This is a genomic window from Streptomyces sp. NPDC059454 (assembly GCF_042749965.1).
GTDB lineage: Bacteria > Actinomycetota > Actinomycetes > Streptomycetales > Streptomycetaceae > Streptomyces.
The window spans coordinates 32,480-43,253 of sequence record NZ_JBHYVC010000067.1; the positions used below are offsets into that span (position 1 = coordinate 32,480).

Sequence of the window (10,774 nt, forward strand, 5' to 3'; positions counted from 1 at the left end):
TTTTTACTTTTCTCAAACCCAGTCCTTCTCCTTGGTGCGGGCACCCGGCCCTCCCCCGTTTCCGGGGTTTCCCCCCGGACGACGACACGGGTCGCCCCCGCAGCGGTGGGGGCCGCCCCGGGGCCCGACGGGCTCAAGCCCTCAGTGGGCATGCCCTAGAGGGCGAGGCACAACGTCACTGGTTGACGCAGGTGTTGCCGAAGGCGGGGTTCAGCAGCCCGATCACGGAGATCGTGTTGCCGCAGACGTTCACGGGGACGTGGATCGGGGCCTGCACGACGTTGCCGGAAAGGACACCCGGGGAGTGCACGGCGGCACCCTGGGCACCGGAGTCGGCGGCGGCCATGCCCGCGCCCGCGAGAACCAGACCACCGGTGGCAGCAGCGACGGCGACGACCTTCTTGAGCATTATTCCTCCTTGTTGGCAAAGCGATCCAAAGTCGCGGATCACATCACGGCTAACGAGGACGGAGTAATGAGGCTACGAGCCTATCGTCGCATTCACTCTTCCCGGTCAACTCTGTACGCCTGCACGATTATTGAGTTCATCGGGTAACCGTCTCAGGAGGCGTCGAGGAAGCGGTCGAGCACCCGCACACCGAACTTCAGACCGTCCACCGGCACCCGCTCGTCGACCCCGTGGAACATGCCCGCGAAGTCCAGCTCCGGGGGCAGCTTCAGCGGCGCGAAGCCGAAGCCCCGGATGCCGAGGTCGTCGAAGGACTTGGCGTCCGTCCCGCCGGAGAGCATGTACGGGACGGCCTTGGCGGCCGGGTCCTCGGCCACCAGCGCGGACTGCATCGCGTCCACGAGGGCTCCGTCGAACGTGGTCTCGACGGCCTTGTCGGAGTGGACGTCCTCGCGCCGCACCTTCGGGCCGAGGATCCGGTCGAGGTCGGCGAGGAACTCCTCCTCGTGTCCGGGCAGGAACCGGCCGTCCACGTGCGCGGTCGCCTCGCCCGGGATGACGTTGACCTTGTAGCCCGCGCCCAGCTGGGTGGGATTGGCGGTGTTGCTCAGCGTCGCGCCGATGAGCTTGGCGATGCCTCCGAGCCTGGCGAGGGTCCCCTCCATGTTCTCCGGGTCGAGCTCGGTCCCGAGGGCGTCGCCCAGTTCGTCGAGGAAGGCCCGGGTCGTCTTCGTGACGCGGACGGGGAACGTGTGCCGGCCGAGGCGCGCGACGGCCTCCGACAGCTCGGTGATGGCGTTGTCGCGGTGGATCATCGACCCGTGCCCGGCGGTGCCGGCCACGGTCAGCTTCATCCAGTGCATGCCCTTCTCGGCCGTCTGGATCAGATACAGGCGGCGCTGCTCGCTGACGGTGAACGAGAAGCCGCCCACCTCGCTGATCGCCTCGGTGACGCCCTCGAAGAGGTCCGGGTGGTTGTCGACCAGGTGACGGGCGCCGTAGGTGCCGCCCGCCTCCTCGTCCGCGAGGAAGGCGAGGACGACGTCGCGCGGGGGCCTGCGCCCGCTGCGCAGCCGGTCGCGGACGACCGCGAGGGTCATCGCGTCCATGTCCTTCATGTCGACGGCCCCGCGCCCCCACACGCATCCGTCGGCGATCTCGCCGGAGAAGGGGTGGTGGGTCCAGTCGTCGGCGTTGGCCGGTACGACGTCGGTGTGGCCGTGGATGAGCAGCGCGGGCCGGGAGGGGTCCTCGCCCTCGATCCGGGCCACCGTGGAGGCGCGCCCCGGGTGGGACTCGAAGATCTTCGGTTCCAGGCCCACCTCGGCGAGCTTCTCGGCGACGTACTCGGCCGCCTTGCGCTCGCCGGGGCCCGAGTGGTCGCCGTAGTTGCTGGTGTCGATCCGGATCAGCTCGCGGCAGAGGTCCACGACCTCGTCCTCACCGGTGACGCTCCTGGCCGTGCCCGTCTCGCTCACGTGCTTCCTCCCGCTGCTGGTGTTCCCGCTGGTGGGTCGTCCCCTCATCCTCCCTCCCCCGCGAGCGCGCCCCAAGACCCGGCCCGGCCCGTCACACGCCGTTCACGCGACGGCGCGGCCGGGCGGGGGTGATCGGCCACCCCGGAACACCTGGTAATGTTTACGTCGTCGCCACGGGGGAAACCCCGCGCGACAGACACCTTGTCCGGGTGGCGGAATGGCAGACGCGCTAGCTTGAGGTGCTAGTGCCCTTTATCGGGCGTGGGGGTTCAAGTCCCCCCTCGGACACCAGCGAGATCACCGAAGGCCTCTGTTCATCAGGGGCCTTCAGTGTTTTCCGTCACGGCCGCCCGCCTCCCACCGTACGGCCGGGTCGCGCGACACCAGGCCTGGGATGTCTTCCGAGCACGGGCCGGCGATCAGGGGCTGGCTGAATCCGCCTCGCGCTCTGCCCGAGAAGGTCCGCCGGGTCGAGCGTTGCGGGATGATCACGGTATGCGTGAGATCGTGCTGATGTCAGATCCGAAGGTCGCGGCCGTACCCGTCGCGGAGTGCGGCGAACGTCTCGTGGACGTTCGGGCGGGCGGTTCGTTGCTGATCGACGCGCGCAAGCAGGATCCGGCGGAGGCCTTTGCGCATCTGCGGGAAGGCGTGCTGGAGCGGCTGCTCAAGGCCCAGACGGCGCTTCCGCAGGACGTACGGCTGCTCTTCGTCGAGGGGTACCGGCCGCCTTCCCTGCAGCGGGAGTACTTCGAGAGGTACACGAGCCGGCTGCGGGCCGTTCACCCGGAGTGGTCAGCCGGGCAGATCCATTCGGCGGCGAGCCGGTATGTGTCGCCGCCCGAGATCGCTCCGCACAGTGCCGGAGCGGCCGTCGACCTTACGCTGGCCGACGCCAGTGGGCGCGAACTGGACCTGGGCACACGTATGAACGCCGACCCGGAGGAGAGCAAGGGCGCCTGCTACACCCATGCCGCCGACATCAGCGAGGAGGCCCGTGCCAACCGGAGGCTCCTGGGTTCCGCGCTGGAGGCGGCGGGCCTGGTGAACTACCCCACGGAGTGGTGGCACTGGTCGTTCGGAGACCGCTACTGGGCTCTGCTCACGGGCGAGGCCGCCGCTTGCTACGGCCCGAAGGAGATCACACCGCTCGGATGACCGGCCCGGGCTTGCTGGGCCGCCCGGTCACACGGCGCGTCTCCCGCCCCAGCGGACGCCCTTACTCACACCGGGATTCTCTCCGCGGTTGCTTTCGGACGGTCCGGGTCAGGCATCGGTGCTGCGGCGCGCGGCGAAGCCGGTGAAGGCCGTCCAGGCGGCGGGAGTCACGGTGAGCGCAGGGCCAGTGACGATCTTCGAGTCACGGACGTGGACGGCCTGCCGTGAAGCGGCCACCTCTACGCACTCACCGCCCTCTTCACTGCTGTGGCTGCTCTTGATCCACTTCAGTCGAGGCACAGCGGACCCGAACTTGTCGACCTTCACGGCTCTCCCAGCAACTTCTCGACATAGGCAAGGGACTCCCGGGGCGTGAGCGCCTGTGCTCGGAGGATCCCGTACTTCACCTCAAGCCCTCGGACAAGGTGTCGCTCCGTGTGCACATGGCTCACGTTCTGCACCTCAACGTACGCGATCCTGCGCTCTCCCTTGGTCTCGGTCAAGGTGAAGGGGCCGGCCAGTCCCGCGTTCTCCTCTCGTTCCAGAGGCATGATCTGCACCTCGACCGTGGGCCTCTGCCCGATGAGGAGGACCTGCTCCAACTGGCCTCGTAGGATGCCTCGCCCACCGATCGGCCTCCTCAGTACCGACTCGTCGATGACGAAACTCATCAGCGGCGCCGGGCGTTTGCTGAAGAGGCTCTGGCGAGCCAGGCGAGCTGCCACGCGCTGATCGATGACTTCCTCATCCATGGGCGGCCGCATCATCCTGAATACCGCACGCGCGTAGTCCTCCGTCTGCAAGAGACCGGGGACAGCCTGGTTGGCGTACACGTGCAGTTCGACCGCCTCGGCCTCCAACCGCGCCGCGTCCCGGAAGAACGCCGGATACCGCGCCCGCGCGACCTCTTCCTTCATCGCCCGCAGAACGCCCCCGGCGTCCAGCACCTCGTCCGCCTTGTCGATCAGCTCCGGTTTGGGGATGCGTCGGCCGAGTTCGACCGACGTGATCTGGTCCTCCCCGTAACCGAGCCGGGACCCCAGTTCCCTCCGGGTCAGCCCGGCCCGCTCCCGCAGGAGTCTCATCTGCCGCCCGAAGCACCGCAGAAAGTTCGCCCCGTCGTCCTGTTCCACCATGCCCGCCGCCTCCGGCACCTCATCACCCACGGTTCTGGTACGCGGTCGTACAGGCTGAGGCCGTGCACGCAGCGCGAGGCGTCACGCTACGCGCAGTGATGAAGGGCTGGTCCCTCGAACGCCCGCAAGTTCCCTCGTACGAGAACTCACCTCTACCTGTACGCACTTGGCAACCACCTGTACAGCCCCAGCCAGTACAGGCGTTTTCGCTGGTCAGCCCCGCATTTCCTTCGGCAGGCTCGTCGCCATGCAAACCTCGGACACCACCACCGCACAGGCACCGGAAGTCCCGGCCGCCCCACACGAGTTCGCCATGCGGTTCACCTCCACCCCGCGCGGTGCCCGTCTCGCCCGGCGTCTCGTCTCGCACCGGCTCGACCAGTGGGGGCACCCGTACGGCTCCCCCGTCAACGAGACCCTGACCCTGATCGCGGCCGAACTCACCTCCAACGCGGTGCGGCACGGTCACGTCCCCGGTCGGAACTTCCACCTCCGCCTGACCGCGGCCCCGAACGTACTCCGCATCGAGGTGACGGACACCCGCACCGAGCAAGTGCCGCCCTTGTCCGTCCAAGAGGCGCCCGACGACGCGGAGTCAGGACGGGGACTGCTCCTGGTGGCCCGGCTGGCCACCCGCTGGGGTACCGCCCCACGGCCCACCGCACCCGGCAAGACCGTATGGGCAGAACTCACTCCAAGGCCCGGCAGAGCAACAAATTCCTGAGCCTTGATACCGCGCCGCCGTCGTGGAGAATCAGCCGGCGAGCATTGCCGGGCGGTCTACCGGAAGCCGTACCGTCGATCTTTGTGCTCCGAAAGGATGTCGCTCCCCCCTGCCCATCTCACCCCACAGACATGACATTCGACATACCAATCATCACTTGGCTCCTGGAAGATCATCTTGCCCCGCTGCCCCACGCCCGGACACTGTCTCCCCACGTCTGAGTCGAGGTTCAGCCCCAAGCACGAGAGCCCGTAGAGAACCTGCTGGACCAACTCCTCGTGCGCCATCAAATCCTGTTGTGCGTCCATCCGGTACAGAACTGCCTCACCATCGTCGCGTCCCTGATGGAGGGTGACTTCGAAGTCGGTTGCCCGGCTGCCCGGATCGAGTGGGCGGGAAAGAACGGTGAAGGCCCATGACTGCGCCCGGGAGGAAGGAATACGACTGCCCGGGAGCAGCACGAACGCTTCGAGATTCCGAAGGCGTCGGCGCATACGCACGGCGATCTCTCCGTCCTGGAGTGTGCGCCACGGAGGCTCGCTCTCGGCGTGCGTACTGTCCCGCAGCAAGGACTGTCGCAGTTCGCTGTAATCGACGGCGACCCGAGACATCGCCGACGCACTGTCTGCGACCTGGATGTCCGTTTCCGCGATGCCGTTCAGTTCGTAGAACGCGGTCAGCTGCCGACGGACGGCGGACCTCAGAAAGGGATCCACTGCACCCAGCCCCCACGCTTTCTCCGCTGCTTCCACGGCGAACAGCGCACCGCGGCGTCCGTCACGCCGACGGAGCCGTTGAAGTTCCTTTTCATGGTAGTGACTCTCTTCGGCATGGAGCAGTTCTATGAGCATCCAGCGCTCCTCACTGCCCGGCTCCGTCGCTGCCAGGAGTTCCGCCGGAAGGGAATCGGCCATACCCATATCCCAAAGGTGGACTGCCGCTTCCACCCTCTCCCTCAATGGCCATCCAGATGTCGAAGCAATGACCCTTATGAGTTCCGTCTTGTCATTGGCGAACGACCCAAGGTAGTCGTGGCCGGAATCTCCCGCCCACAGATGACTCACCTCAAAGCCTTCCATATACGTTCTGATCAAGTCGGGTACAGCACTTCCGCCTTTTCTCAGCACCTGAAGTGCGGCCCTCAGCCGAACCTCCATCGGCATGTCGGCACAGCCGACAAGCACTTCCGCCAGGTCCTCGATACCGTCAGGAACACGGGCAAGCTCCGGCCGTCGCAGAGCGACGCCCGCATCGGAAAGCGCATCCCACAATCGGTAGCCACCATGGTCATGTTCCACATGCTCCGCAAGCCACGTGGCCAGGCTCAGCAGGCGCCCTCCGCGAGGAAGGACTATCTCGTTCAGCAGGTCGTCGAGATCCGGCTCATCAGCCGCTTGGCCCAGAAGGCACTTCCAAGCAAGTGCCTTCGCCACCTGGGCCGTACCAACAGCGGGTTTCGTCCGCGTGAGTTCCTCCAGGTGGGCAAGCCGTGCCGCGTTGTCTTCCTGCCGTTCTTCAAATGAGCGAAAATCGATCATCATCCATCCTCTCGCGCTCACCGTCCTGCGTCTGCCACCCGCACGGGACCGAAGCCGTACCGTCCTCTTCAGATGATCAACGCCAGAGACACACAGCCGGTTCCAGAGCTCTCGCGACACATACTCATAACGGGCAGTGGATTGGAGCGAATTTTCATCGGTCAGCCTGCTCACCTCGCTTTTCGCGCCTTCCTGGCGGGAGAAACGCACCAATCTCCAGCTGATGGAACCGTGCGCCCTCGCAGGACGCCGTCGGGCTTCGGCGCCGACGGGGCAGAATGGTCGCCATGACCACACGTTCCTGCCCCTGCGGGCTGCCCGAGGCGTACGAGGCCTGCTGCGGTCGCTTCCACTCGGGGGCCGCCGCCGCGCCCACCGCCGAGCGGCTGATGCGGTCGCGGTACTGCGCGTTCGTGCGGCGGGACGGGGCGTATCTGCTGCGGACCTGGCATCCGAGGACGCGGCCGGAGCGGGTCGACTTCGATCCCGGGATGCGGTGGACCGGGCTGGGGATCCTGGACACGGCCGACGGGTCCGCCTTCCATTCCACCGGGACGGTGACCTTCCGGGCCTCCTACCGGGGCGGCTCACTGCACGAGCGCAGCCGGTTCGAGCGGGTCGACGGGGCGTGGGTGTACGTCGACGGGGAGTTCCTGGAGTAGTCCGGTGCGGGTGTGAGGTTCACCCCGGCCCTTCGAAGAACCCCAGGACCGTCGCCTCGTCGAAACGCCGCTCCGCCGCGTTCTGCCGGGTGATCGTCCAGTAGACGTCACCGTCGATGTGTGCGCCTCCGTACCACTGGGCCAGGAGGGCCCAGGCCTCAAGGCGGGGAGGCTTCCCCGTCCTGTCGGCTTCCCTCCACGCGGCGTAGGTGACGAGGTCGGTCTCGCCGTAGGGGTCGGTGGAGTAGCCGTCGAGCTGGAGGCGCGAGGCGCCGAGGAGGTGCCGGTCCTCGTGCCGCACGTCGTTCCAGGCGCCGCACAGGGCCGGGGCGTGGGGGTGCTCGGCGGGGTCGAAGAGGAATTCGTTGTCGGGCAGGGAGACGTCGTACCGCAGCCGTAGTCCCCCCACCGCGCGCAGGCCCGAGTCCAGGTCCTCCCACGCGTCGCCCGGCGCGTGGCCGGAATCCAGCGGGCGTTCCTCGACGGGTGTCCCGGCCGGCACGTACACCGCCTCGCCGCCCGCGTCCAGGCCGTCGTCGTGGGAACGGGCGAAGAGCAGGAGCGCGCCGTCGCGCGGCAGGGGCAGCGCCGTCGCGTCCGCGGGCAGCGCCGCGAGGTCCAGGGAGGCGATCAGGTAGGTGCGCTTCGGCAGGTCGGGGAAGCCGGCCGGGAGCAGTGCCGGTCCGCCGAAGCGGCCCACGACGGGTCCGTCCCCGTGCGGGGCGAGGGTCGCGCACGGGCCGGCGGTGTCCAGCCACCTCTCCACCTCGCCGGACGGTACGCCGCGCGCGAGTGCCTTCTCACGGACGCGGTCCAGCTTCCGGAGTCCCTCGGGGTTCATGCGGGAAACCCAGCGCCGAGGTCTGACACCGTACGACCGTCAGGGCGCCAGGATGTCCAGTTCCTGGAGGGCGCCCTCGGTGATCTCGCGGGTCAGCTTCTCCGCGCGGGTGGCGTCGCGTTCGCGGACCGCCTCGGCGAGCTGGACGTGCAGGGTGACGGCGGCCGGGTCGGGGTCCTCGAACATCACGTCGTGGTGGGTGCGGCCGGACAGCACCTCGGCGACGACGTCGCCGAGGCGGGCGAACATCTCGTTGCCGGAGGCGGTCAGGATCACGCGGTGGAACGCCACGTCGTGGAAGAGGTACCCCTCCAGCCGGTGACCGCTGGCGTTGGCCACCATGCCGAGCGCGCACTCGGTCAGTTCGGCGCACTGCTCGGGGGTGGCGTTGCGGGCGGCCAGGCCCGCCGCGACCGGCTCGATCGCCGAGCGCAGCACCGTGAGGGAGCGCAGCTGGCGGGGGCGGTCCGCGCCGGCCAGGCGCCAGCGGATGACCTGGGGGTCGTACACGTTCCACTCGTGGGCCGGCAGGACCGTCACGCCGACGCGGCGCCGGGACCTGACCAGGTGCATGGACTCCAGGACACGGACGACCTCGCGCATCACGGAGCGCGACACGTCGAAACGCTGGGCGAGTTCGTCGGTGCGCAGCACGCTGCCGGGCGGGTACTCACCCGCGGTGATCTCGGGGCCGAGGGTGTCCAGTACGTGGCCGTGCAGCCCCCGGCCCGTGGTGCTCATGCACTCAGAGTACGGGGCGGATCACGGGAACAAAAAGTCAGACTTATATGTCACAGACTCTTGAATTCGTCGTACCTAATGAGCTTCAGTTGCGTCGACATCACGTGTCGACGAAGACATCAGACAGTGAGGCAGCGATGAACACCCCCCATGTCGTCGTGGTCATGGGCGTCGCGGGCACCGGCAAGACCACCATCGGTCCCCTGCTCGCGGCCCGGTCCGGCGTCCCGTACGCCGAGGGCGACGACTTCCACCCGCAGGCCAACATCGCCAAGATGACGGCAGGTACCCCGCTCACCGACGACGACCGGTGGCCCTGGCTGGACGCCATCGGCGACTGGGCGCACGGACGGGCCGGTCTCGGCGGGGTGGTCAGCTGCTCGGCGCTGAAGCGGTCGTACCGCGACCGGCTGCGGGCCGCCGCGCCCGGCGTCGTCTTCGTGCACCTCACCGGTGACCGTGCGCTCATCGAGGACCGGATGTCGCACCGGCAGGGCCACTTCATGCCCACGGCACTGCTCGACTCCCAGTTCGCCACGCTCCAGCCGCTGGAGCCGGACGAGGCCGGAGTCGCCGTGGACGTGGCGGGCAGCCCCGAGGAGATCACCGCACGGGCGGCCACCGCCCTGGACGCCCTCCCCGAGCCCACCCCGTAGGTCCCTGACCGGACCCCCAGACCCCGGGGCGCCCCCACCTCCCCGGTTCCTCCCCACCCCCGTACACACAAGGAACCACCGTGACCAGACTCAGCGTCGAGATGCTGGCAGCGGACGCACCCGAGCCGATCACCTCGGCCGGCCACGCCCAGCTGGGCATCGCCGTGCTCCTGGGCATCGCCGTCATCGTCCTGCTCATCACCAAGTTCAAGCTGCACGCCTTCCTGTCACTGACCATCGGGTCGCTGGCGCTCGGCGCGTTCGCCGGCGCGCCGCTGGACAAGGTCATCACCAGCTTCAGCACCGGACTCGGCTCCACCGTCGCCGGCGTGGGTGTGCTGATCGCCCTCGGCGCGATCCTCGGCAAGATGCTCGCCGACTCCGGCGGCGCCGACCAGATCGTCGACACCATCCTCGCGAAGGCGAACGGCCGCACCATGCCGTGGGCGATGGTGCTGATCGCCTCGGTGATCGGTCTGCCGCTGTTCTTCGAGGTCGGCGTGGTGCTGCTGATCCCGGTGGTGCTGATGGTCGCCAAGCGCGGCAACTACTCCCTGATGCGCATCGGCATCCCGGCGCTCGCCGGTCTGTCCGTGATGCACGGACTGGTGCCGCCGCACCCCGGCCCGCTGGTCGCGATCGACGCCGTCGGCGCCAACCTCGGTGTGACGCTGGCGCTGGGCGTGCTCGTCGCGATACCGACGGTCGTCATCGCCGGTCCGCTGTTCTCGAAGTACGCCGCCCGCTGGGTGGACGTCCCGGCCCCGGAGCGGATGATCCCGCAGCGGCCCTCCGAGGACCTGGAGAAGCGTCCGAGCTTCGGCGCGACGCTGGCCACGATCCTGCTGCCGGTCGTGCTGATGCTGGCCAAGGCGCTGGTCGACATCGTCATCGACGACCCCGAGAACAGTGTGCAGCGCGTGTTCGACGTGATCGGCTCCCCGCTGATCGCGCTGCTCGCGGCCGTGCTGGTCGGCTTCTTCACCCTCGGCATGCCCGCCGGGTTCAGCAAGGACCGGATGCAGCAGCTGGTCGAGAAGGGGCTCGCGCCGATCGCGGGCATCCTGCTGATCGTCGGCGCGGGCGGCGGTTTCAAGACGACGCTGATCGACACCGGCGTGGGCCGGATGATCCTGGACATCTCCGAGGACTGGTCGATCCCGGCGCTGCTGCTGGCCTGGCTGATCGCGGTGGCGATCCGGCTGGCGACCGGTTCGGCGACCGTGGCGACCGTCTCGGCGGCCGGTCTGGTGGCGCCGCTCGCGGCCGACATGTCGACCGCGCACGCGGCTCTGCTGGTGCTGGCGATCGGCGCGGGTTCGCTGTTCTTCAGTCACGTCAACGACGCCGGGTTCTGGCTGGTGAAGGAGTACTTCGGCCTGGACGTCGGGCAGACGATCAAGACCTGGTCGGTCATGGAGACGATCATCT

12 protein-coding genes and 1 tRNA gene are annotated in these 10,774 nt (G+C 68.2%); 6 read left to right on the forward strand and 7 right to left on the reverse strand.

Annotated features, from left to right (window positions below; all coding sequences use genetic code 11):
• Positions 1-175 precede the first annotated feature (175 nt).
• Together chpH and ACFXAE_RS30840 are read right to left on the reverse strand one after the other, a co-directional pair.
• Positions 176-409: a chaplin ChpH gene (chpH, locus tag ACFXAE_RS30835; protein WP_384721111.1), complete on the reverse strand. Its 234-nt coding sequence runs from the start codon at positions 407-409 to the stop codon at positions 176-178.
• Positions 410-561: 152 nt separating this feature from the next.
• Positions 562-1,887 carry a M20/M25/M40 family metallo-hydrolase gene (locus ACFXAE_RS30840; RefSeq protein WP_384721114.1) on the reverse strand — a complete coding sequence of 442 codons (1,326 nt, stop codon included), beginning with the start codon at positions 1,885-1,887 and terminating at the stop codon, positions 562-564.
• Positions 1,888-2,090: 203 nt separating this feature from the next.
• Between ACFXAE_RS30840 and ACFXAE_RS30845 the strand changes: the two genes are divergently transcribed.
• Together ACFXAE_RS30845 and ACFXAE_RS30850 are read left to right on the forward strand one after the other, a co-directional pair.
• A tRNA-Leu gene (locus ACFXAE_RS30845) sits at positions 2,091-2,178 on the forward strand.
• A gap of 204 nt (positions 2,179-2,382) precedes the next feature.
• The gene (locus ACFXAE_RS30850) at positions 2,383-3,045 is read left to right on the forward strand and encodes a M15 family metallopeptidase (protein WP_384721117.1); all 663 of its coding nucleotides are present in this window, start codon (positions 2,383-2,385) and stop codon (positions 3,043-3,045) included.
• A 108-nt stretch (positions 3,046-3,153) separates the two neighbouring features.
• Here the strand turns inward: ACFXAE_RS30850 and ACFXAE_RS30855 are convergent, their stop codons facing one another.
• Entirely contained in the window at positions 3,154-3,372 is a 219-nt protein-coding gene (locus tag ACFXAE_RS30855; protein WP_384721120.1) for a DUF397 domain-containing protein, read from the reverse strand.
• Positions 3,369-4,181, reverse strand: coding sequence for a helix-turn-helix domain-containing protein (locus ACFXAE_RS30860; protein ID WP_384721123.1), 813 nt, complete (start codon positions 4,179-4,181; stop codon positions 3,369-3,371). The genes ACFXAE_RS30855 and ACFXAE_RS30860 overlap by 4 nt, the downstream gene beginning before the upstream one ends.
• 247 nt (positions 4,182-4,428) lie before the next feature.
• Between ACFXAE_RS30860 and ACFXAE_RS30865 the strand changes: the two genes are divergently transcribed.
• On the forward strand, positions 4,429-4,905 hold the full coding sequence (locus ACFXAE_RS30865) for an ATP-binding protein (RefSeq protein ID WP_384721126.1): 477 nt from the start codon (positions 4,429-4,431) through the stop codon (positions 4,903-4,905).
• 56 nt (positions 4,906-4,961) lie between these two features.
• On the opposite strand, the gene ACFXAE_RS30870 is transcribed toward ACFXAE_RS30865, so the two are convergent.
• Positions 4,962-6,446 carry a hypothetical protein gene (locus tag ACFXAE_RS30870; RefSeq protein ID WP_384721129.1) on the reverse strand — a complete coding sequence of 495 codons (1,485 nt, stop codon included), beginning with the start codon at positions 6,444-6,446 and terminating at the stop codon, positions 4,962-4,964.
• A gap of 284 nt (positions 6,447-6,730) precedes the next feature.
• Here ACFXAE_RS30870 and ACFXAE_RS30875 point away from each other — a divergent pair, with 284 nt between their 5' ends.
• Positions 6,731-7,105 carry a YchJ family protein gene (locus ACFXAE_RS30875; protein WP_384721132.1) on the forward strand — a complete coding sequence of 125 codons (375 nt, stop codon included), beginning with the start codon at positions 6,731-6,733 and terminating at the stop codon, positions 7,103-7,105.
• 19 nt (positions 7,106-7,124) lie between these two features.
• Here ACFXAE_RS30875 and ACFXAE_RS30880 read toward each other — a convergent pair whose 3' ends face one another.
• Together ACFXAE_RS30880 and ACFXAE_RS30885 are read right to left on the reverse strand one after the other, a co-directional pair.
• Complete coding sequence (locus ACFXAE_RS30880; RefSeq protein WP_384721135.1) at positions 7,125-7,946, reverse strand: DUF1963 domain-containing protein; 822 nt, start codon at positions 7,944-7,946, stop codon at positions 7,125-7,127.
• A gap of 39 nt (positions 7,947-7,985) precedes the next feature.
• Positions 7,986-8,687, reverse strand: a complete 702-nt coding sequence (locus ACFXAE_RS30885) for a FadR/GntR family transcriptional regulator (RefSeq protein ID WP_384721138.1) — start codon at positions 8,685-8,687, stop codon at positions 7,986-7,988.
• Positions 8,688-8,824: 137 nt separating this feature from the next.
• Here ACFXAE_RS30885 and ACFXAE_RS30890 point away from each other — a divergent pair, with 137 nt between their 5' ends.
• On the forward strand, positions 8,825-9,343 hold the full coding sequence (locus ACFXAE_RS30890) for a gluconokinase (RefSeq protein WP_384721141.1): 519 nt from the start codon (positions 8,825-8,827) through the stop codon (positions 9,341-9,343).
• A gap of 80 nt (positions 9,344-9,423) precedes the next feature.
• Positions 9,424-10,774, forward strand: a 1,351-nt coding sequence (locus ACFXAE_RS30895) for a GntP family permease (RefSeq protein WP_384721145.1), incomplete at its 3' end; no start/stop codon positions are given.